We start from the raw sequence: 23,508 nt of genomic DNA, 5'->3' as shown, positions 1-23,508 counted from the left end.
TATAAAAAGTGCAGTAGTGATAATTTTCACTGCTGTACTTTTTTGTGTAGGAAAAACATATTTACCTATATTTATTTACGTTAGCAAGAATATTTTCATACATTTTTTAGGATAATTAGTTTATGTTAAAAAAATTTGCAGGACTAAATAACTTAAAATGTATTCAATTTCTTAATATGCAGCCGATAGATAAATATAGAAGCACTTTTTTCAAGAAAAACGATAGGGTGGAGGGACAGCAATGAAGAAAAAAGGGATTCGTTTTAAGCTGATTATATCATTTATATGTATGTTATTGATTCCGGGCATTGTAATTGGTTTTATGACGTACAATAGCTCTGTCAATACATTACAGACACAGCAGGAAAATCAAGTGAAAGAAATTATCACGATTATGAATCAGACGATTGATAATACATTTGCTTTAAAGAGCAGGGATGTAGAAGTATTAGCGGAGCAGGTTCAGGGAGAGCTGATAGATAATGAGTCAGAAGGATTAGCTACAGCCTTGGAGCAATATTTTTATTTCCATGATGAAGTAGTATCCGCTTATGCCGGTTCTGAGGATGGGGCGTTTATGGAAGCATCAACGGATGTGATAGAGGGAGATTATGATCCGCGTGAACGTTCGTGGTACATAGAAGCAATGGCAAACCCTGGAGAAATTATTATCTCTGAGCCTTATGTATCAGCAGGGGCAGATAGTGATATGGTTGTCACAGTATCCAAAGCGTTAGAGGACGGCTCAGGAGTTGTCGGGTTGGATTTATCGATTGATTTTATTCAGCAGGTAGCATCTGGAGTCCAAATCGGTAAAAACGGCTATGCGATTTTATTAGATAAAACGCAGCACTTTATTTATCATCCGGTTATGGAAATCGGTGAAGAAGCAAGCGAAGCCTTTTATAATAGCCTATACGATTCAGGTAGTGGTGAATTTGAATATAACTATGAAGATACAGATAAAATCATGGTTTATGGAACCAATGATTTAACTGGTTGGAAAATAGCTGGAACAATCGATTATAGTGAAATTCAAACAGAGGCCGCTACGGTTTTTAACACCTTATTAATTGTATTAATCAGTGCTGTTATTATTGGACTGGCAGTTACGGTATTTATCGTACGTTCCATTGTTAAACCAATCAAGGAGTTGAAAGAGAAAGCACATATTATCAGTACGGGCGACTTAACACAATCTATTGAAGTGAAAACAAAAGATGAGATTGGAGAGCTAGGCACTGCTTTTAATGAGATGCAAAACAGCTTAAAAGAATTAATTCGCGATGTTGAATTTAATGCACAGCAGGTTGCAGCATCAGCCGAAGAATTAAATGCCAATGCTGATCAGATGACGAGCTCGTCTGAACAAGTATCACTGGCTATTCAAGAGGTATCTTCAAGCTCTGAAACACAATTGAATGGTACAGAAGACAGTGCTAACTCATTAGAAGAGGTATCGACAGGTGTCGGCAGAATTGTCGAGAGCTCATCACAGGTAGCTGAACTCGTAAATCAGATGAGTGAACAGGCAGAAATTGGTGGAAAAGCTGTTACGGATACATTGAATCAAATGACGTCTATTCAATCCTCCGTGGATAATACAAATGTTAATATTATGTCATTGATGACGCGCTCCAATGAAGTAAGCACGATTCTGAAGGTAATTACAGATATTTCGGAACAGACTAATTTACTTGCCCTAAATGCAGCAATTGAAGCAGCCCGCGCCGGAGAGCATGGAAAAGGATTTGCTGTTGTAGCGGACGAGGTACGTAAGCTGGCTGAACAATCGAAAACATCCGCCGGTGAAATTAGTGCGATTGTGCAGGGAATTCAAACAGACGTAAAGGACGCTGTTGAAAAAATGTCGCAGGTAACAGCAAATGTAGACAAAGGCTTAGAAGTATCCGATGATGCGATGGACAAATTTAAAGGAATTATTCAATCAAGTACAGATATTAAGCCGCAAATGGAAGAAGTTATGGCCATTTCTGAACAAATGTCAGCAGCAGTGCAGGAAGTGGCAAGTACAGCAAATGATTTAGCATCCATTGCCAGAAATAATGCAGCATCCTCTCAGGAAGTCGCAGCTTCTACAGAAGAGCAGCTTGCTTCTATGGAAGAAATATCTGCAGCAGCAAAATCTCTGTCATCAATGGCGGAAGGGTTAACTGAGAAGATTAATCAATACAAATATTAATAGAATCTAGAAAAAGCCGGACCTTTTATTCCAAGTAGTGAAACATACTTGTATAGAGGTCTGGTTTTTTATTATTGGTTTCATTTAATAGAAGGAGGGAATGGATAGGTCTTTTGGTTTATCCGTCAGTTTTTGTTATAGAATATAAGTAGGGAAATAAGGAAAAAGGATTCATTTTAGACAAATGAAACCGATATTAAAAGCGGAGGATTTTTTCCAATAAAAGGAGGATGAACCGCTTGAAAAAGAAAAACAAAGAAATAAATGGAGTGAAGAGAAAGCTGGTTATATCTTTTTCATCTATCTTAATCATACCGATCGTTCTTATTGGTTTTTTGACTTACAACAGCTCCGTCAATTCCATGCAAGCACAGCAGGAACAACAGGTAAATGAAATCATCACTTTAATGGGACAAAATATCGAGGATACACTTGCCTTGAAAAGTAGAGATATTGACGTATTTGCTGAAAATACAAGAGGGGACCAGATAGAAGAGGAAGACGATGAACTAACCATTGTTGTTGGTCAATACTTACATTTTCACGATGAAGTAGATAAAGTTTATTTTGGTTCTGAAGAAGGCACATTAGTTATTCAGCCGGAAACAGAACTGCCTGATGATTTCGATGCTCGTGATCGTCCATGGTACATAGAAGCAATGGAAGCTCCGGGAGAATTAATTATTTCTGACCCTTACCCAACAGAAGCTTTAGACGGAGATATGGTTGTGACACTTTCTAAAGCGTTGGCAGATGGTTCAGGAGTCGTCGGCATTGATTTGTCGATGGATTTTGTTCAGGAAATGGCATCCTCTGTTGAAATTGGTGAAAGCGGTTACCCTGTTTTGTTAGACAGAGGCGGAAATGTTATTTTCCATCCTGAAAATGAAATAGGCGCACAGATGGAAGAAAGCTTTTATAATCAAGTATCCGCAGAGAATGCAGGAGCTTTTGAATATACAGAGAATAATGAATCGAAAATTCTGGTTTATGATACCGATGACTTCACAGGCTGGACGCTGGCTGGAAGTATTGATTACAGTGAAGTACAGGACAATGCAGCTTCCATTATAAAAACACTTATCATTGTAATGACTGCTGCTTTTCTAATCGGCTGTGTCATAAATGCGGTCACTATTCAGTCTATTCTTCGTCCAATCAATGGATTAAAAAGGAGAGCAAAGGTAATCAGCACCGGAGATTTGACGGAAGAGATTAAAGTTGTCAAAAATGATGAGATTGGTCAGCTAGGCAATGCGTTTAACGAGATGCAAAGCAGTTTAAGAGAATTGATCCGTGATGTAGAAGTAAATGCGCAGCAGGTTGCAGCATCCGCAGAGGAGTTAAACGCCAATGCGGATCAAATGACAAATTCATCGGAACAAGTATCGCTTGCGGTTCAAGAGGTATCCTCCAGTGCAGAAGATCAGTTAAATGGTACGGAAGACAGTGTGAATTCCTTGGAGGAAGTATCAACCGGAGTCGGAAGAATTGTAGAAAGCTCGACAAAGGTTTCTGAATATGTAACCCAGATGAGCGGGCAGGCAGATGTAGGTGGACAGGCCGTAAGTAATACACTAAATCAAATGACATCCATCCAGTCATCTGTAGAAGATACGAATAAAGATATAACATCTTTATTAGAGCGTTCTAAAGAAGTAAATACCATTCTCAAAGCAATTACCGATATCTCGGAGCAGACTAACTTACTTGCCTTAAATGCAGCAATTGAAGCAGCTCGTGCCGGAGAGCATGGAAAAGGCTTTGCTGTTGTTGCTGATGAGGTGAGGAAGCTGGCAGAGCAATCTAAGGCATCTGCAAGTGAAATCAGCGCAATTGTTCAAGGAATTCAAAGTGATGTCCAAAATGCTGTTGAGAAAATGGAGCGGGTGGCATCATCAGTGAATGATGGCCTGGATGTATCCTATGATGCAATTGACAAATTTGGGGAAATCATACGGACAAGTGACAGTATCAAACCGCAGATGGAAGAGGTTACAGCAATTTCTGAGCAGATGTCTGCCGTTGTTGAACAGGTTACTGCAACAGCAAATAATTTAGCCGCTATTGCCAGAACGAATGCAGCAACTTCTGAGGAAGTAGCAGCTTCAACGGAAGAGCAATTAGCATCCATGCAGGAAATCTCGGCATCGGCGAAATCATTATCGTCTATGGCAGAGGAATTAACGGAAAAGGTTAAAATGTATAAATATTAAACATGGATAAAAAGAACGGCAGTTGAACGAAATTCTAAGCAGGGAGCTTTGTTATCAGCTGCAGTTTTTTTTTTTTTGTAAGTATTTAGTCATGGGTTGATAGTTTGGAGTAGAATGAAAGTTTTAAAACAAAACGAATGTGTTTATATTATGAAAAATTATCCGATAAATATAAAGTATGAATTTTTAAGGACGAGTACTGTATTTTAGCAGAAAAAGGAGTGAATCATTAACGGCTACTGTATACTTGCTTTGTGGGTATTTTGGCCTGCTTTAAATAAACCATTAAAGAGAAGGCGAATATGTCGATGTTAATAATTCTTCTCTTACCATTTTAATCGTGAAAATCAAATATAGCAGCAAGGGAGATTCAGTTGTGAAGAAAATAATGAAACCAAAAGGAATTCGATTTAAATTAGTATTATCCTTCTTTTTAATGCTATTGACTCCGGGGATAATCATTGGAGCAATTACATATTTCAGCTCTATCAGCACTTTAGAGGATCAAAAAACAGAGCAGGTAGAAGATATTACTGCACTGCTGAACCAGACAGTAGACAATGCATTGGAATTAAAAATAAATGATTTGAATACATTTGCAGCACAATTTAATAGTGGGCAAATTGATGATGATGAAGAGGCATTAGAACAGGTGTTGGGACAATATAAAGAAATGAACGAAGGCGTTTCCGAGGTATATATGGCTTCTAATGACGGTGATCTATTCTATAGACAGCCTGTTTCTGAATTGCCGGAAGGATTTGATGCAACCGAACGCGGCTGGTTTATCAATGCTGTGGATAATCCGGGAGAGGTGCAAATTTCAGAACCATTTGAAAGCGCAAGCGGAACAGGAACAGTAGTAAGTATCACGAAAACATTGGATGACGGTTCTGGAGTAATGGGAATCAGCCTGTACATTGATTTTATCCAGCAGATGGCATCAGAAGTTTCTATCGGACAAAATGGCTATGCGATTATTCTTGATCAACAGCAGAAGTATGTTTACCATCCAACCTTTGAAACGGGAGAAGAAGCGGATGGCAGTACACTGGGAACAATGTTTGATAATGAGACAGGCACTTTTGAGTACAGCTATGATAATGCAGAAAAAATAATGGTTTATGACACAAATGATTTATCCGGATGGAAGCTGGCGGGAACGATTGATTACAGCGAAATTCAGGATGAAGCAGCATCGACTTTAACGATAATGGTAACGGTTATCGCTGGCACACTAATGGTGGGAACTTTAGTCATCCTGTTCTTAATCCGTTCCATCACCCGCCCAATTCGTAAATTAAAAGAAAATGCTAAAGTAATCAGTACAGGTGACTTAACACATTCAATTGAGATTAATACAAAGGATGAAATTGACGAGCTGGGTCAGGCCTTTAATGAAATGCAGGAGGGCTTGAAAAATCTTGTTCGTGATGTCGAATTTAATGCGCAGCAGGTTGCCGCATCGGCAGAGGAATTAAATGCGAATGCTGACCAAATGACAAGCTCATCAGAACAGGTATCCTTAGCTATTCAAGAGGTATCCGCCAGCTCAGAAAAACAGTTAAGTGGAACAGAAGAAAGCGCTAATTCATTAGAAGAGATATCGACAGGGGTCGGTCGAATTGTTGATAGCTCCACAAATGTTGCTGAATTGGTGACGCAAATGAGCACACAGGCAGAAGTCGGAGGGAAAGCAGTCAGTGATACTTTAAATCAAATGACTTCTATCCAATCCTCTGTAGATAATACAAACCTGAATATCGCCTCCTTACTGGAACGCTCGAAGCAAGTAAGTACAATCTTAAAAGCTATTACTGATATTTCTGAACAGACAAATCTTCTGGCATTAAATGCAGCGATTGAAGCAGCTCGTGCCGGCGAGCATGGAAAAGGATTTGCTGTTGTAGCTGATGAGGTTCGTAAATTAGCGGAGGAATCCAAAAACTCAGCCGGCGAAATCAGCTCAATTGTTCATGGCATCCAGGACGACGTTCAAAAAGCGGTGGAAAAGATGTCTGAAGTGACAGCCAATGTAAATGATGGATTAGATGTATCTTATGATGCCATTGATAAATTCGGAGAAATTCTGCGTTCAAGCAGCGATATTAAACCGCAGATGGAAGAAGTAATGGCAATATCCGAGCAGATGTCTGCAGCAGTTCAACAGGTAACAGCAACTGCAAATGACCTGGCTTCTATAGCCAGAGATAATGCCTTATCCTCAGAAGAGGTCGCAGCATCTACAGAAGAACAGCTTGCATCCATGGAGGAAATCTCAGCATCTGCAAAATCCCTGTCCAGCATGGCAGAGGATTTAACATCAAAAATTGCGGAATATAAATATTAAGAGGAATAAAACGTAATAGTAAAAAAGAAGAATCTCCGTTATTAGGAAGATTCTTCTTTTTTCTATATAAGTACTTCAGCTTTTTTATTTAAACTTCAAATGAATTTATATTCATTTCCACTTCAAAACATACCAATTTGATTTTTTGCTTCAAAATATGGGTACAGCCTTACTCTTTCTATACATATCATTTATTTGCATCTTTACTTATACAGCTTGGCAATCGTCTTATTTTTATAAGATATGCAGCAATTAAACGACTACCATGCAGATTTGTAATCAAGCTATCAGATCTTCCGTTGAATGGGAGTTTTATTTGAAATCCGATCTAATTGATTTAGCAAGTTATCCAGCGACTGTGATATTTTCAATAAATTTGGGTCATTTGGATCTTTTTCATAAGCTGCATACATTTCTTTTCTTTTCGCTTCAATCTGCTTGTTCAATTTATTAATTTCTGACATACTCTCACGCCCTCTCCAATTATCAAACAGAAGTTGGATATGGCATAAAAAGATATGATAAGGCTCTTAGCATGATTTTAACAGGAAAGGGGAGAAAAATAAAATAAATCAACTATTGTAATTTATGGGAAGGGAGTATTTAATAGTAAGTTAAATATTTAAATTAAGTTTGGGTGAACTGGATTTTATGATAAGTGTTCATTAGGAGGATGGCATGTTTTTATAGAATTATAGAGGCTTTTTTCGCAGCAAAAAGTGAGGAAAAATAAATTTGAAAAAAGAATTAAAAAAAATTATAAAAAAGCTTAAACAATTTGTCCCAGTTGCCGATATAAGAAATAGATCATCAATGGATGATTCGTTAGGGCCTTAACGATAAATATTTATTTTGATATTGACCTAAATGGTTAATATAGATGAGATCACATGGATGTGGCTCAAAAATTTTAAATTACATGGAGGTAAGAAATTATGATTATCAATCACAACATTTCCGCAATTAACGCACATCGTCAGCTGGGAGTAAACCAAAACGGAGTACAGAGTTCATTGGAAAAGCTTTCTTCTGGACTTCAGATTAACCGCGCAGGGGACGACGCTGCTGGTCTATCTATTTCAGAAAAAATGCGTGGACAAATTCGTGGTTTAGAACAAGCATCTGTAAACTCACAAGATGGTATTTCTTTAATTCAAACTGCTGAGGGTGCTCTAAATGAAACACATGCTATTTTACAGCGTCAAAGAGAGCTTGTTGTAAAAGCTGGTAACGAAGGAACTTTAGAATCTGATGACCTAACAGCAATCAAAGATGAAATTGATGAGCTTAATAAGGAATTAACAGGAATTTCAGAACGTACAGAGTTCAACGGTAAAAAACTTCTAGATGGCAGCTATGAAGGAACATTGCAAATTGGTGCAAACCAAGAGCAAGCCTTAGAAGTTGTAATTAATTCAGGTGCAGAAGGAGAAGGATTCAGTGCCGAAGATTTAGGTGTAAATGGTCTTGAAGTTAGTGGAGAAAGCGCTGATGCTGACTTAGCTTTAGTAGATGCTGCAATTGCTAAAGTTTCAAAAGCTCGTTCAAGCCTTGGTGCAAACCAAAACCGTTTAGAACACACTATCAATAATTTAGGTACATCTGCTGAAAACTTAACAGCAGCAGAATCTCGTATTAGAGACGTTGATATGGCGAAAGAAATGATGGAATTCACAAAGAATAACATTCTTTCTCAAGCAGCTCAATCTATGCTTGCGCAAGCTAACCAGGTTCCACAAGGTGTACTTCAATTATTACAATAATAAGTATATAAAAAGCTCCCGGATGGGGGCTTTTTTTAACCATAAATTTATTTTTTAAAAACAGGAGTGAGTTTCTAATACTCATTCCTGTTTTAGGTTTATAATACTTCATTTGAAGAAATCAATTGCACTCCAAGCTTAATCACTAGTTTAGCATATCGTTCAGGGTGAAGTGTATATGCTGGACCACAAGGATTTACTTTTGAAATAGCGATCTCATTATCCTTGCTAAGCTGAAATGTAATTTCCAATTCATTTAGTGGAAGCATCGAATAATAGTCTTGGATAGCAGCTGCGATTAATTCACTGTATTCCATTAAATTTGCTTCTATCGAATTAAATTCATCAATATCTATCTGTTTTTCGTCAGAGTTTAGAAAGCTTATTTGGTTAGTATGGAGTAATTCATTTCCATTATTCGCAGTTTGAAATGTTACGTTTGCAATATTCCACTTATTTATATTGATATCTCTAATTAAATGCAGATTAAATTGCTTTCTGGGAAACTCATAAGTATCTGCTTCTACAATAACACGTTTTTTTACTAAGATTTTTTCGAAGTGCTGAGTCAATTGAAACTCACTGAACACTTGTGTTTTCTGCTGTGATATTACTTCAAATTTATTATTTTGCAGCTGGTTAATATACATAATTTCATCTTCTGCTTCCAAAATCAATTTAATACTGTGATATTTATTTACCCAATGAAATACATCTCGAAGTTTTTTAATCCTTGCATAATTTGGTAATAGGGGAGCTAATTTTTCATTTTTTTCTAGCTGTTGGTACAGCTCAGGTATATTTACAATTTGATTAGACCAGTGATTGATAAATGGAATATTCTCAAGCTCTTCATAAACAAATTTAAGATGTTCATTATCTTTTGCTTTTAATTCATCTAAAATAATATCTGGATAAGAGCTGATAGAAGGTTTCCACTCTTGATTCTCTCTGTCATAAAAATGCCCGCGGATAAGTAAATTCTCAAAATCGATATCGTTTGGCCGGATAAGACAAATATCTATATTTTCCATTTCGGCAGAGCTTATAAGTGCTCTTTGTAAAGGTGTAATCTGCGCAATATTTGGAACGATAAGACCTAATAATTTTTTACCCATATGATGACGGGTACTTAAATTAGAAGTATGTGAGTTAAATTGGTTTTTTTGAATACTATTAGCAGAAAGTGAATGGACAATACCATTTTTATAAATGTATTTTGCATAACCAATGGTATTCACAGCTCTTTGGTCTTCATGGAAAGCAGTCTGTGGCCCATTGTTTGCTTCATGCATCCATATCTTCCCTTTATCATCAATTGCAAAGTCCAGGCCGAGCTCATCAATCGCCATACCATATAATTTATCTAAATTCCATGCTACATCAATAGATAATTTCAGAATATCTTCTGCATATTTTTTCCCCTGCTTATCCCCATACTCATTCATTAAAAATTCATGGAAGTCTTCTATTCTTCCTTCTGTGCTGATGTTACTTAGGTTTGATTTTTTATTACCGATACGCGGATAAATATAGGTGACTTGCCATTTTCCTGATGCGTTTTTTTGTACATGCGAACGTATATGATAAGGTTCATTATTTTTTGTACGAGTATGAATATACTTTTGAATAATGTAGCTGCCTTTTTGATTTAATATAATGTCATCAAGCCATTTTTCAAATTCTTCTGCCACAAGAATATTCTCTTTTTTTTGATCTAATAAAATATACCGGTGTTTCTTTTTCGTTACAAAATAAATATTTTCACCACGATTTGCTTCCAAGTGTTTGAAAACTACTTTATTATTACTCTCTATGAAGTTCAGAATTTTTTCTTTATTATGACATAATTGAAATGGCACAAGTAATTTCACATATTTATTTCTTGTTTGCACGAGACGTTGTGGTAAGGATATTTTATTGCCAACATGAAAATAATTTGTAAATGGAACTGTCCTTAACAATTTTCGCCCAATATGTGTCTTTTTTGCTGAAGTATTATTAATTACATCTGGAAAAGGAATGGTTACTTGCTTTTTTTCTCCATTCTGATAAGATACTGCATCAATCATTTTCTCAGAGAAGTTCACATCATTATCTCCGAAAAAATATAAGATTGCATTTTGTTTTTCACTCTCTTTTACCATTGCCTCAATTCGGGGCTGTGGATAGTAAAGGAGGGGATTTTGAATGCCGTAAACTCCGATTTTAATTTGCTCTTTTTCTTTATTTATATGGTTATTTTCTTCAAATAGCAGCTGCAGTTTTTTTAGGTTAGGAATAAGTGAAAACTGTGTAATTTCAAGGATTTTCGTTGATTTATCGTTCTCGATATTTTTAGCAATTAATAATAAATTTTTCTCTAATTTACCAGATAAATTTTGGTGTGTACTGTTTATGTAGCCATTTTGATTTAATGCCTGAATACCATCGACAATACTCCCCAATATAAAAATAGCCTGATTTTTTTCTTTTTTTCTCACTAACCCTTGAAAATGTTCAGCTGCTTCTATAATTGTGTTTACGATGTTTAATGATTGATTGATTTGCTTTTGATTTATTGTAGGCAAAATGATGCACTCCTGACTTAAAAAAATATGTTTGGAATAATAGATGCTGTTATAAAATGAAATGAAGAGATAACCTTCATGTTTATTATCGGTATGTTAGGAGAAATACTAAAGGAGTTATAGCTTCAAGTTTATATTATACGAGATAGAATTATAACTATAAATTAATACGAAGAAGGGAGGATAGTTATTTGTACCTTAGTGTTAGAAGGAAAAAATTAGTTATATTACTTAGTTTTATAGAGATATCATAAATTTAATGGAATATCTGTTTTTGCACAGTTAATAAAGTGTGTATATACTTTTATGTTAGAGGATTTTCAAAAGTAGTCATTTTAAATTTAGCTAGTTTATATGCTCGAAAACTTTCATACCATAATCATTCATCCATAAATGAAATTGTTGCTCCTAAAAGTAAACTGGAAGCCAATGATGAAGAAATATGTAAACAGTTAAGTAAATATTGAGATCAAGTAGATAGGGTTATGCTGGTTGGAAGAGGAAAAAAAGTAAGAGGAAGCGAATTAAAGTATAAAAAGAGGATTTTAAAAGTTATAAAGATTATTAATAGCTATATTAGAGAAAAGTAAACATTATCAGGTACTTCTATAAGAACTAATCAATGCCTATGTGTTTATAAAAAAATAGGTTTATTTATATGATTATTAAATCACCAAAGGAGGTCCTTCCCATCTACAAACTACTAATTGCGGATCGCGACAAAGAAGAACTTCAAGGCATCCATTGGCTGCTTTCAAAATATTCATTCCCAATAAACAAGACCAGATTAGCCAATCAACTAACAGACGTTCTGACCACTCTCGAAAATGAACTGCCTGATATATTATGTATAGAATTAGATATGATACAGGAAGACAGCTGGGAGATGGTTAAATCATTTATTCACAGATATTCTGGACAGGTTATCGCCATCACTGCCGAGGCTACTTTTGAGCGGGCAATGCAGGCAATGTCTATTAAAGCAGTTGATTTGTGGGTGAAGCCGCTCTCTCCATCACTTATGAAGCATGCCTTACAGCAGGCTATCGGAAATCTATCAGCTGTAAGTAAGAAAAACACGATTACAGAACTGGGGCACACTGTGCGGTATGAAGCTTTATTTATAGACGACCATGTTTCCTTCCCTTACCCTGTATATTTACTGGGAGCTGAGCAGCGAAAAACATTAAATGATCTCAGAGATTTTATCGATCAATTTGATTTTGATTATAAGCCATCCGTATTTTCTGCTCATGATAATATTGTGCTCGTGTTCCAGCATGATTTTCCGGCACCTGTAAAGCAGGCGCAGCGATTCTTAAGAGAATGGGAGCATTCGGAAGGAAATCCTATTGCAATTGTTGTACATAGAGGGAGTGGGGACTCTCTTCATCCGATTTATATGAAACTATTGCGGATGATGGAAACGACCTTTTTTATAGGCTATAAGCAGGTGTTGCAGGCAGAAGATGTTCAGGAATGGATAGATATTGATCCTTTTTTAACTGTGGAGGAGCAGAGAAATTGGGTTTTTATGCTGGATGAGAGACAGGGAGATAAGCTGAAAAGCTGGCTGTATGAGGAATTTTTTAATATGAAGTCTCCATATCCGGAGCCAGGTCTGCTTCGGACACGATTAACAAGTATACTCGCGCAGATACGCCGGTTTATGTTCCGGAAAGGGCTGAAATCAAAGGCTAGTGAAGCGTATTATAAAAATGTGTTTGAGAGTATATTATATAGTCCGGTTTTATATCGTATTGTCCAGGAGCTGATTCTGTTTATTAATTATCTGTTTCAAACGGTCAAGGAACAGGATATATATGCGAGGGCAGATGTTATCGAAACGGCCATCGGTTATATGGAGAATCATTATAATGACGCAACTCTTTCATTGACGGAAGTAGCTGCGCATGTTCACCGCAGCCCATCTTATTTGAGCCATATTCTGTCGAAAAGATATCAGCAATCTTTCCGGGAAATGCTGATCTATATTCGAATGCAAAAGGCGAAGGAGATGCTTGGTGCAACGGATGATTCCATTCAAAATATTGCTGCTGCTGTCGGTTTCCGCAATCCAAATTATTTTAGCCGTGTGTTTAAATCACATACCGGTCTGACTCCGCGTGAATGGAGATTGCAATAAATGAAGTAGAAATATTATATTTTTATAATAATCTAATATTATTATCATAAAATGAAAGCGTTTTATATATAAGTTTATCTTTACCTATGATTTTTATATTATTTCGAATAGGAGTTATCTATATTGCACTCTCCCTGATTGGTAAAATAAGAATTATCAGAATACAGAATTGATGGGAGAGTGAATAAGTCATGTCAGAGACAAGGTCAAGAGAAGTAAAACAATATAGAGGCACGGAATTAAATACAAAAGGTTGGATTCAGGAAGCAGCATTACGCATGTTAAATAATAACCTCCATCCAGATGTAGCGGAAAATCCGGATGATTTAGTGGTGTATGGCGGGATTGGAAAAGCAGCGAGAAACTGGGATTGCTATGATGCCATTGTTAAGTCTTTAACAGAATTAGAAGTGGATGAGACGTTATTAATTCAGTCTGGAAAACCAGTAGCCGTTTTCCCATCTCATAAAGACGCTCCCAAAGTGTTGATAGCCAATTCAAACCTTGTACCTGCCTGGGCGAATTGGGAACATTTTAATGAATTGGACCGGAAAGGATTAATGATGTACGGGCAAATGACTGCTGGAAGCTGGATTTATATTGGCAGTCAGGGAATTTTGCAGGGAACCTATGAGACCTTTGCGGAATGTGCAAAGCAGCATTTTAAAGGCAGCCTGGCTGGAACCATTACATTAACTGCGGGACTTGGCGGCATGGGAGGGGCTCAGCCACTGGCTGTAACCTTGAATGGCGGTGTCTGCATTGCAGTTGAAGTAGATCAGCATCGAATTAATCGTCGGATCGAAACGAAATATTTAGATATGTATACAGATAACGTAGACGAAGTGATTCGTCTGGCTGATGAGGCCCGTAGCCAAAGGAAAGCTTTATCTATCGGTCTATTAGGAAATGCAGCAGAGGTTTTACCAGAAATGATTGCGAAAGGATTTATTCCCGATGTGTTAACGGATCAGACATCTGCGCATGATCCGTTAAATGGTTATATTCCAGAAGGATTCAGCTTGGAGGAAGCTGCTGATTTGCGGAAAAAGGACGAGAAAGAATATACAACTCTTTCTAAAGCAAGTATTGCTAAGCATGTAGAAGCAATGCTGGAAATGCAGAAGCAGGGAGCTGTTACCTTTGATTATGGAAATAACATTCGCCAGGTGGCAAAAGACGAGGGTATAGAAAATGCTTTCGATTTCCCTGGGTTTGTTCCTGCCTATATCCGTCCGCAATTTTGCGAAGGTAAAGGACCGTTCCGCTGGGTGGCGTTATCCGGAGATCCAGAGGATATTTATAAAACAGATGAAGTGGTTTTACGTGAATTTAGTGATAATAAGCATTTATGTAATTGGATTCGGATGGCTCGAGAAAAGGTGAGCTTTCAGGGCCTGCCTTCCCGTATTTGCTGGCTTGGTTACGGGGAACGTGCGAGATTTGGAAAAATCATCAATGATATGGTTGCCAGTGGGGAGTTAAGTGCTCCAATCGTCATTGGCCGTGATCATCTTGATTCCGGTTCTGTCGCATCACCAAACAGAGAAACAGAATCAATGAAAGACGGCAGCGATGCTGTTGCTGACTGGCCAATTTTAAATGCTCTGATCAATAGTGTTGGCGGGGCAAGCTGGGTCAGTGTTCATCACGGCGGCGGTGTAGGAATGGGATATTCTCTACATGCTGGGATGGTCATTGTTGCGGACGGGACGAAGGGTGCTGAAAAACGCCTGGAGCGTGTATTGACTACGGACCCCGGGATGGGAATTGCCCGTCATGTGGATGCAGGATATGAGCTGGCACAGGAAACAGCGCGTAAAAAGAACGTGAACATTCCCATGTTAAAAAATGAATAATGTAAAGTGCTGTCTTTTGGAAACAAATATTTTTTCAGAGATGTACGAATACAGCTACATTTTATAAACTGTTAAAAACATGCATGCGGGAGGGGAAGTAACATTGGCACAAAAGATGTTTATTTCAAATGCGAATCAAGTAATTACAATGGCGGGGCACTCTGATACACCTGCTAAAAAAGAGAAAATGTCCAAGATTTCAATAATGAAGCATGGGAGTATCTGGATTGAAGATGGAAGGATTGTTGAAGTGGGTCCGGATGAAGAACTCCGTGAAAAATACAGAACACAAATAGAAGATGCAGTACAAATCGATGCAACCGGTAAAATTGTAACACCGGGTCTGATTGACCCACATACACATCTTGTTCATGCCGGTACACGGGAAAATGAGTATGCGATGCGTTTAAAAGGAAAAACATATATGGAAATAATGGAGGCAGGCGGGGGGATTCATGCAACCACCCGTGCTACACAAAAGGCAAGCCATGAAAAGTTATATGAAGAGTCGAAAAAGCGTTTAGATAAATTTTTATTGCATGGTGTGACAACGCTTGAAGCAAAAAGCGGGTATGGATTAACACTGGAGCATGAATTGAAACAGCTGGAAGTGGCAAAGCAGCTGCAAAAGGATCATTCAGTTGATATTATTTCTACTTTTATGGGAGCTCATGCTGTACCGATGAATGAGAAAAAGAATCCGGAAAAGTTTGTTACCCGGGTCATTGAAGAAATGATTCCTGAAGTAGCAGAACGGAAATTAGCTGTATTTAACGATGTATTTTGCGAGCGAGGAGTATTTACGCCCGAGCAGTCAAAGCGAATACTAGAGGCTGGAAAAAAACACGGACTTATTCCTAAAATTCATGCTGATGAGATTGAACCATATGCCGGTGCGAAATTAGCAGCAGAGGTCGAGGCAATTTCAGCAGATCATCTTTTGAAAGCATCCGACGAAGGAATAAAAGCGATGGCAGAGCAGGGAGTTGTCGGTGTTTTATTACCTGGAACAGCCTTCTTCCTAATGGCGGAATTTGCTCCTGCTAGAAAGATTATCGATGCTGGGGTTGCGGTAGCTTTATCCACGGATCAGAACCCGGGATCTTCGCCAACGATTTCTCTTCCGTTTATTATGAATTTAGGCTGTCTGAAGATGGAAATGACACCTGAGGAAGTATTAACTGCAACAACGATTAATGCAGCACATGCCATTGGCTGTGCAGATGAGGCGGGTAGCCTGGAAAGTGGTAAGAAAGCAGATATTACCATTTTTGATGTTCCTAATTATTTAACTTTATCGTACCAGTATGGGATGAATCATGTAGATACTGTTATAAAATCCGGAAAGCAGGTTGTAGTGGGAGGACGGCTTCAATAAGTATAATCTGCCCTTAGATCACGATGTAAAATAATGACTTGACAATACTGCTGTTTTTAAAGGGAACTATCAAATAGAGAATAAGGGGATTGTCATATTTAGCAGTAGTATCGAAACTTAAATAAAAAGGGTGAATAGAGTGAATCAAGTTCAAAAAGACGTAACTGTTAAAGAGCCTAAACACGCACAATCCCTTAATATCAATAATTTGCTGAAGTTTCTCTTGTTTAGTTTGATTGGAATTTTTACTTTCTTTATCCCGATTACAATAAACGGAGTATCATCGATTCCGCTTGATCATATTGTAACCTATGTTCAAACCGTTTTTTCCGATGCTGTTCCTTATTATGCTTTGATTATGATTATCTTTGGAGCAATATATCCATTTATAAATCGTACTTGGAATAAAGATATAGTTAATATTGTTTTGTCTTTGTTTAAGATTTCTGGTGCAGCTGTAACGGTTATGTTAGTTTTTCAATTTGGACCAGGCTGGCTGCTTGATCCAAATATCGGACCATATCTCTTTGAAAAATTGGTTATTCCGGTCGGAGTTCTTGTACCTATTGGAGCTGTCTTTCTGGCTTTACTTGTAGGCTATGGATTATTAGAGTTTTTTGGAGTTCTGCTCCAATCTGTTATGCGTCCAATTTGGAAGGTACCAGGCAGATCTGCAGTTGATGCAGTAGCATCTTTTATTGGAAGTTATTCTGTAGGTTTATTAATTACAAATCGGGTTTTTAAAGAAGGAAAATATACAATAAAAGAAGCAACGATTATTGCAACAGGATTTTCAACCGTTTCTGTAACATTCATGATTGTCATAGCAAATACACTTGGTTTGATGGGGATCTGGAATATGTATTTTTGGGTCACATTATTTGTTACTTTCCTGGTAACTGCAATCACAGTAAGAATGTGGCCTTTAAATAAACTCAGTGAGGAATATTATGACGGAGAAGGACATCCGGAAGAAATTATTAAAAAGAATCGAATAAAAGTTGCATGGTCACAAGCTATGGAGGTTGCTGATCAGGCACCGGCAATTTCAAAAAATATTTGGATGAATTTCAAGGATGGCTTAATCATGACAATGGCAATTCTTCCATCTATTATGTCGATTGGTCTGCTGGGGCTGATTTTAGCGGAGTATACTTCTGTATTTGATATATTGGGTTATATCTTTTATCCATTCACATGGATTATGCAGGTTCCAGAGCCGTTGTTAGCTGCTAAGGCAGCAGCTACAGAGATTGCTGAAATGTTTTTACCGGCATTGCTCGTTACGGATGCGCCATTAATAACGAAATTTGTAATTGCTACCTTATCTGTATCAGCTATTCTTTTCTTTTCGGCTTTAATTCCATGTATCTTGTCTACAGAGATACCGGTCAGTGTTCCTAAGCTGATTGTAATTTGGATTGAGCGTACTATATTAACAATCATTATTGTAACGCCAATTGCATATTTATTACTTTAGCAAGGTTAAAAAGAGCAGGTAAACATCGAAATGAACAGATATTATTCCTATAAGTAATGGACTATTTTTATTACTCAGATTATAATTATAGATAGCCAATAGTAAATAGTGTTATTTTTGAGAGTAAAAGGGAGCGTTTACATGTCTCAGAAAATTAGAATTGGAAAGATTGCAACGCTGCTTGCCATGTTAGACGAGAGTGAATATAGCTCCTTTGATGCCATGTTTAACGAAGTGGATACATGCCTTGGAAAAGTGGGCTCGATGAACATGCAGAAGGTTATATCATCTGTAGAAACGGCAGTTAAACGAAGCGGGCTGATTGAAGAGGGAATCTACAGAGAAACGCATGCTTTATACCATACGATTGTCGAGGCGCTTGAAGGCGTAACAAGAGGACAGCTGGCGATTGGAGAGACAATGCGGACAGTAGGCCTTCGCTTTGCTGTTGTACGCGGCAGACCATATGAAGAAGAAAAAGAAGGCGAGTGGATAGCTGTCGCTTTTTACGGAACAATCGGTGCACCAATAAAAGGACTGGAGCATGAAGCGCTCGGTCTTGGTATTAATCATATTTAATCATTTTATCAATTAAATACGTAATCATGACCTATAGTAACGAGTTGTTAGGAGGTGATGATGGCTTACTTAAGTATGCCGTTATCACCTCCTTTTTATGTTTACAGCGTAATTTGATAAAGCAGGCTTGAAAAAGGAGGAAGCAGTAATGATAGAGTTAACAGGCCATTCTTTAACAATTAATCAGTTGAAAAGAATTCTGATCGATAAAGAAAAAGTATCGATTTCAGAAAAAAGCATGCAAAAAGTCCGCGAAAGCAGATATGCGGTAGAAAATATTGTAGCAGATAAAGAAACGGTATATGGAATTAATACGGGTTTCGGCAAATTCAGTGATGTCATTATTGATCAGGAACACGTAGAAAAGCTGCAGTTAAATTTAATACGTTCACATGCTTGCGGTATTGGAGAGCCGTTTCCTGAAATTGTTTCACGCGCAATGATTGTGCTGCGCTTAAATGCTTTATTGAAAGGATTTTCAGGAGTTCGTGCTGTTCTAGTTGAACTGCTGGCTGAGCTTATTAATAAAAATGTACATCCGGTCATTCCGCAGCAGGGATCCCTGGGGGCGTCCGGTGATTTAGCTCCGCTGGCCCATCTGGCACTTGTTTTAATCGGAGAAGGCAAGGTCTATGATGGTGCGGGGAAACCAGTAAATGCAGCACCAATTTTGACTGATAAAGGTATCCAGCCAATCGTCTTGCAGGCGAAGGAAGGTCTTGCGCTTATCAATGGTACACAGGCCATGGTTGCAATGGGAATTGTAAACTATATAGAAGCAGAACAGATCGCCCTGGATAGTGAGTGGATTGCGGGTATGACGATAGAAGGTCTGGAAGGAATCATTGATACCCTTCATCCGGCTGTACATGAAGCAAGGGGCTACCAGCAGCAGATGGCAGTTGCAGAAAGAATGCGTGAATGGTTAGAGGGGAGCAGTCTTGTTACAAAGCAAGGCGAAAAGCGCGTACAGGATGCTTATTCATTACGCTGTATTCCGCAGGTGCATGGCGCGTCATGGCAGGCGCTGGATTATGTGAAAGAAAAACTGGAGATAGAGATGAATGCTGCTACGGATAATCCGCTTATTTTTGAAGAGGGGAAGCTGGTTATTTCAGGCGGAAACTTTCATGGACAGCCCATTGCATTTGCGATGGATTTTATGAAAATTGCTGTAGCAGAATTAGCTAATATATCAGAACGTCGTATCGAGCGGCTGGTGAATCCACAGTTAAATGATTTACCGCCATTTTTAAGCCCGGAGCCCGGTTTACAATCCGGTGCTATGATTATGCAATACGCAGCAGCATCACTTGTTTCAGAAAATAAAACATTAGCACATCCCGCAAGTGTGGATTCAATTCCTTCTTCTGCAAATCAGGAGGACCATGTAAGTATGGGAACAATCGCATCACGTCATGCGGGGATGATCATACAAAATGCGAGACGCGTATTAGCGATCGAATGTATATGTGCTCTGCAGGCAATAGAATATCGGGGTGTAGAAAATGCAGCACCGAAATTAAAAGAAAAATGGAATAAGATGCGTAAGGCGGTTCCAAGCATTACGGAAGACAGGATTTTTTCTGAAGACATAGAGAAGGTAAATCAAGCCTTAAATCCATTGATTAACACCAGCAATTTTATTGAAAAAGGATCTTATATTTCTTAAAACAGGATAACAAGGAGACAACATTCCTCATTTTATCAGGGATAGTTGTCTCTTAGGTTTTTAAAATTCGTAAAGCACTCCTCCTCAAAGCTGCCATCAAATAATAAAAGCTCTCCCAATCTCTTCACATTCCCGCCCAACCAGCCGATATACCTATAAACAAGTATATTAAAAATAGTATGATTGGAGGGTAATAATCGATGCGTATCAATAATAATGTAATGGCTTTCGCAATCTATAATAATATGAATAATCATTTTGCAATGGCTCAGAAATCCATGCTCCGTATTGCGAGTGGTCAGCGTATTAACAGTGCAGCAGATGATCCGGCCGGTTTAGCAATCTCAGAAAAGATGCGTGCGCAAATTCGCGGTTTGAATATGGCGATACGTAATACGCAGGATGGGATCTCGCTCCTGCAAACTGCGGAAGGTGCAGTAAATGAAACACATGCGATATTGCAGCGGATGCGGGAGCTGAGTGTAAAGGCTGCGAATGGAACATATTCAGACCTTGACCGGGAGATACTGCAGGATGAAATCAATCAACTTCGTGAGGAATTGACTCGAATTGGCAGGGATACAGAGTTTAATACGCAATCCTTATTAGACGGCTCTTATACAAATAAGCGTATTCAGGTTGGGGCAAATTCCGGACAGTATATTGAGATTTCTATTGGTGATGTAAGGGCAGCGGCTCTTGGTGTAGATGAAATTGATATTTCTACACAAGAAGGAGCGGACGAGGCCATTGGTATATTAGATGAAGCGATTAAGCGGGCATCGTCCCAGCGTTCTAATTTGGGAGCAATCCAAAATCGCCTGGAGCATACGATTAACAACCTTTCCAATACTGTTATGAATTTAACACAGGCAGAGTCACGGATTCGAGATGCGGATATTGCAAAGGAAATGATGTTATACACCAAGCATAGTCTTCTGGCACAGGTTGCGATGGCTATGCTGGCACAGGCTAATCAACAGCCGCAGATGATATTACAGCTTTTGCAAAATTGATATTTTCAGTAGAGGGTATAAGTTTTAAAAAAATAACTAAAAGTGTTCTCCTAAAAAAGAACACTCTTAGCTCTATCTATGAAACGGACAGCCCTTCATTTCTTGATAAGCCTTATCCTGATAAAAGAAATTCGGCTTCTTCAACTCATTGCTATAGGGCTGATGCCAGACATGTGTAGTTGCTGGGGAAACAGGCGGGATTAGCCAGGTCCATTTTCCGGTTACTTCACGTTCTGCTTTTGCTTCCTGTTTCTCAAAAATGCGGAATTGTGCTGCGGCTGTATGGTGATCTACGATGGATACACCTTGTTTTTTAAAGGAATGGAGCACCATTTCATTCAGTTCAATCAATGCACGGTCCTGCCACAAATTACTGGCATGCTTTGTCTCTAAGCCCATAATTTCTGCCATTTTGGGGAGCAAATTATAACGGTGCTCATCTGCGAAATTTCTTGCGCCGATTTCCGTCCCCATATACCAGCCGTTAAAGGGAGCAGATACATAATGCAGTCCGCCGATTTCAAGGCGCATATCTGCAATAATCGGAATAGCATACCATTTTAAATGTAAGTCTGCCACCGCCTTATATTCTGGATGCTCCATTGGGATTTCCGGAATCAATGCTTCAGGGATGCTTCTCCAGACAGGTGGCTGGTCGCCGATTTGAATAACCAGGGGCAAAATATCGAAATCAGTTCCTTTTCCCTGCCAGCCCAGTTTCTCGCAAATCCTTGTGAATTCCAGCGAATCTGAATCGCCAATAATACCTTCTCCAGAGTCGTAGCCCGCATAACGCAGCAGTTGATGGTTCCAGACTTTTACGGTCTCTTCTTTTGCTGAAACAGCAGGGAATATCGTGATATATGGCTTAATTCTTCCCTGATTAAAGGCATTTTTCAAATGACTGAACAGAAATTCGAATACTTCTTCTTCTGTGGCTGCCTGCCTGGCATCCGCTACGTCGATACGTTCCCAGAACAGTCTGCCGATACAGCGGTTCGAATTCCGCCAGGCCAGCTTTACTCCATAAACAATTTCATCGTAGGTTTGAGTATATGTACCGAATGCTTTTATATCTGAAATTACTTCTTTCATTCTTTCTTCTAACTTTTCTGCAGGAGCTCCGGTCTCCGTATAGTATGTTTTTAAAAATTGTTCGGCTTCCTGCTGCATTTCATAATTATTCAATGGAATTTACCTCCAGCTGTTGACTGCATTTTATAGTATATATTTTAACGAAGAGAAGGATGAATTTCCATTTTATCTGACGCACAGGAAGGGAAGAGGCAATTATTTGTTCATATTGCTGTCACATACCTTCCTATAGCAAAATGAAATTATGATTTGTGAAATGTACAGATGGTTTCAATAGACTTATGAATGATTGGTGAAAGGTACCTGGTTCGATCTTTGACAAGATAAACATTTCTCTTTAACTCCTGATCTTTCATTTTTTTGATATGCACTGTTGAATGATGTGATTTATTTACATAGTTTTCCGGAACAATGGTAATTCCAAGCCCGCTTTCTACCAGGTGATAGGCTGTTTCAAACCTTTCAATTTCAAACTGAATATTAGGGCTGATGCTTGCATATTGAAAAGCTTTTAATATATCATTTCTGGTCTGATATCCTTCCTTACATAATATAAAAGGCGGGTGTTTTAAATCTTCCATAGTAATGAATGTTTTTGTTTGGAGGGGATGGTCGTCTGGAATTAAAGCTACAAGGTTTTCTTCATATAAAAATATCGATTGCAGCTCTTTGGTATCAATATAATAATTCGTTATTGCATAGTGGATTTCATAATTTAATAAAGCATTTTGAAGTTCGGATAAGCTAAGTAATTCAGAAATTTGAATGTGAATATCATTCGAATTTGTTTTGATTTTTTTGATAACCTCACTAAACCAATTTTTAGCTGTTTCGATCATACTGATTGAAAGCTCTAACGGACCTTCTAACCGTAGCCGTTTCATTTCCTCCTCCATACTATTCATCTGATTAATTACTTTTTTAGCTTGATAATAAAGAATTTCACCTTCTTTGGTGAGCTGTATATGCGGTTTTTTTCGGTTAATAAGTGAAAGGCCTAAATGGTTCTCTAATTTCTTTATGGATATACTTAAAGATGGCTGCGAAATATGCAGATGTTCCGCAGCTCTTGTAAAGCTTTTTTCTTCAACTACCTTGATATAGTATTGTAATTGAGTCAAGTCCACAGACAATTCTCCTTTAATTATAGTCTTAAACTATAAAACAATAAATTATATATA

15 protein-coding genes are annotated in these 23,508 nt (G+C 38.1%); 11 read left to right on the top strand and 4 right to left on the bottom strand.

The genetic code is table 11. The features are described 5' to 3' along the window. Window positions 1-241: 241 nt before the first annotated feature. The 3 genes from OSO01_RS12030 to OSO01_RS12020 all read left to right on the top strand — a co-directional run bounded on the left by OSO01_RS12030 (window position 242) and on the right by OSO01_RS12020 (window position 6,769). A complete protein-coding gene (locus OSO01_RS12030) occupies window positions 242-2,203 on the top strand; it encodes a methyl-accepting chemotaxis protein (protein WP_147210684.1) in 1,962 nt (653 codons plus the stop codon). A gap of 230 nt (window positions 2,204-2,433) precedes the next feature. Then, the gene (locus tag OSO01_RS12025) at window positions 2,434-4,419 is read left to right on the top strand and encodes a methyl-accepting chemotaxis protein (protein ID WP_147210683.1); all 1,986 of its coding nucleotides are present in this window, start codon (window positions 2,434-2,436) and stop codon (window positions 4,417-4,419) included. Window positions 4,420-4,795: 376 nt separating this feature from the next. Continuing rightward, on the top strand, window positions 4,796-6,769 hold the full coding sequence (locus OSO01_RS12020) for a methyl-accepting chemotaxis protein (protein ID WP_246145142.1): 1,974 nt from the start codon (window positions 4,796-4,798) through the stop codon (window positions 6,767-6,769). Between the two features lie 287 nt (window positions 6,770-7,056). Here the strand turns inward: OSO01_RS12020 and OSO01_RS12015 are convergent, their stop codons facing one another. Then, on the bottom strand, window positions 7,057-7,233 hold the full coding sequence (locus OSO01_RS12015) for an aspartyl-phosphate phosphatase Spo0E family protein (protein WP_147210682.1): 177 nt from the start codon (window positions 7,231-7,233) through the stop codon (window positions 7,057-7,059). Between the two features lie 471 nt (window positions 7,234-7,704). Here OSO01_RS12015 and hag point away from each other — a divergent pair, with 471 nt between their 5' ends. Beyond that, on the top strand, window positions 7,705-8,532 hold the full coding sequence (gene hag / locus OSO01_RS12010; RefSeq protein ID WP_147210681.1) for a flagellin Hag: 828 nt from the start codon (window positions 7,705-7,707) through the stop codon (window positions 8,530-8,532). A 98-nt stretch (window positions 8,533-8,630) separates the two neighbouring features. Here hag and OSO01_RS12005 read toward each other — a convergent pair whose 3' ends face one another. Next, window positions 8,631-11,102 carry a YheC/YheD family protein gene (locus OSO01_RS12005; protein WP_147210680.1) on the bottom strand — a complete coding sequence of 824 codons (2,472 nt, stop codon included), beginning with the start codon at window positions 11,100-11,102 and terminating at the stop codon, window positions 8,631-8,633. Between the two features lie 658 nt (window positions 11,103-11,760). Between OSO01_RS12005 and OSO01_RS12000 the strand changes: the two genes are divergently transcribed. The 7 genes from OSO01_RS12000 to OSO01_RS11970 all read left to right on the top strand — a co-directional run bounded on the left by OSO01_RS12000 (window position 11,761) and on the right by OSO01_RS11970 (window position 21,232). Then, the gene (locus tag OSO01_RS12000; RefSeq protein WP_147210679.1) at window positions 11,761-13,248 is read left to right on the top strand and encodes a helix-turn-helix domain-containing protein; all 1,488 of its coding nucleotides are present in this window, start codon (window positions 11,761-11,763) and stop codon (window positions 13,246-13,248) included. A gap of 191 nt (window positions 13,249-13,439) precedes the next feature. After that, window positions 13,440-15,107 (top strand): urocanate hydratase, encoded by a 1,668-nt coding sequence (gene hutU, locus OSO01_RS11995; protein ID WP_147210678.1) that lies wholly within the window; start codon window positions 13,440-13,442, stop codon window positions 15,105-15,107. A gap of 115 nt (window positions 15,108-15,222) precedes the next feature. Next, window positions 15,223-16,485 (top strand): imidazolonepropionase, encoded by a 1,263-nt coding sequence (gene hutI, locus OSO01_RS11990; protein ID WP_246145151.1) that lies wholly within the window; start codon window positions 15,223-15,225, stop codon window positions 16,483-16,485. 199 nt (window positions 16,486-16,684) lie between these two features. Next, a complete protein-coding gene (locus OSO01_RS11985; RefSeq protein WP_246145150.1) occupies window positions 16,685-17,965 on the top strand; it encodes a YjiH family protein in 1,281 nt (426 codons plus the stop codon). 141 nt (window positions 17,966-18,106) lie between these two features. Then, the gene (gene hutP / locus OSO01_RS11980; protein ID WP_147210675.1) at window positions 18,107-18,544 is read left to right on the top strand and encodes a histidine utilization transcription antiterminator HutP; all 438 of its coding nucleotides are present in this window, start codon (window positions 18,107-18,109) and stop codon (window positions 18,542-18,544) included. Window positions 18,545-18,692: 148 nt separating this feature from the next. After that, window positions 18,693-20,216: a histidine ammonia-lyase gene (gene hutH, locus OSO01_RS11975; protein ID WP_147210674.1), complete on the top strand. Its 1,524-nt coding sequence runs from the start codon at window positions 18,693-18,695 to the stop codon at window positions 20,214-20,216. Between the two features lie 200 nt (window positions 20,217-20,416). Continuing rightward, the gene (locus tag OSO01_RS11970) at window positions 20,417-21,232 is read left to right on the top strand and encodes a flagellin N-terminal helical domain-containing protein (protein ID WP_147210673.1); all 816 of its coding nucleotides are present in this window, start codon (window positions 20,417-20,419) and stop codon (window positions 21,230-21,232) included. Between the two features lie 72 nt (window positions 21,233-21,304). Here the strand turns inward: OSO01_RS11970 and OSO01_RS11965 are convergent, their stop codons facing one another. After that, window positions 21,305-22,405, bottom strand: coding sequence for a nitric oxide synthase oxygenase (locus tag OSO01_RS11965; RefSeq protein ID WP_371863296.1), 1,101 nt, complete (start codon window positions 22,403-22,405; stop codon window positions 21,305-21,307). Window positions 22,406-22,569: 164 nt separating this feature from the next. Continuing rightward, entirely contained in the window at window positions 22,570-23,454 is an 885-nt protein-coding gene (locus OSO01_RS11960) for a LysR family transcriptional regulator (protein WP_147210671.1), read from the bottom strand. Window positions 23,455-23,508: the final 54 nt, after the last annotated feature.

This window comes from Oceanobacillus sojae, assembly GCF_007991515.1.
GTDB classification, from domain to species: domain Bacteria; phylum Bacillota; class Bacilli; order Bacillales; family Amphibacillaceae; genus Oceanobacillus; species Oceanobacillus sojae.
The sequence above is the reverse complement of the archived record's forward strand: the minus strand, read 5'-3'. Positions and strand labels throughout refer to the sequence as shown.

Coding starts and splice junctions, on each gene's coding strand:
- OSO01_RS12030 (WP_147210684.1), top strand. CDS start 242: ATGAAGAAAAAAGGGATTCGTTTTAAGCTGATTATATCATTTATATGT.
- OSO01_RS12025 (WP_147210683.1), top strand. CDS start 2,434: ATGAACCGCTTGAAAAAGAAAAACAAAGAAATAAATGGAGTGAAGAGA.
- OSO01_RS12015 (WP_147210682.1), bottom strand. CDS start 7,233: ATGTCAGAAATTAATAAATTGAACAAGCAGATTGAAGCGAAAAGAAAA.
- hag (WP_147210681.1), top strand. CDS start 7,705: ATGATTATCAATCACAACATTTCCGCAATTAACGCACATCGTCAGCTG.
- OSO01_RS12000 (WP_147210679.1), top strand. CDS start 11,761: ATGATTATTAAATCACCAAAGGAGGTCCTTCCCATCTACAAACTACTA.
- hutU (WP_147210678.1), top strand. CDS start 13,440: ATGTCAGAGACAAGGTCAAGAGAAGTAAAACAATATAGAGGCACGGAA.
- hutI (WP_246145151.1), top strand. CDS start 15,223: ATGTTTATTTCAAATGCGAATCAAGTAATTACAATGGCGGGGCACTCT.
- hutP (WP_147210675.1), top strand. CDS start 18,107: ATGTCTCAGAAAATTAGAATTGGAAAGATTGCAACGCTGCTTGCCATG.
- hutH (WP_147210674.1), top strand. CDS start 18,693: ATGATAGAGTTAACAGGCCATTCTTTAACAATTAATCAGTTGAAAAGA.
- OSO01_RS11970 (WP_147210673.1), top strand. CDS start 20,417: ATGCGTATCAATAATAATGTAATGGCTTTCGCAATCTATAATAATATG.
- OSO01_RS11965 (WP_371863296.1), bottom strand. CDS start 22,405: ATGCAGCAGGAAGCCGAACAATTTTTAAAAACATACTATACGGAGACC.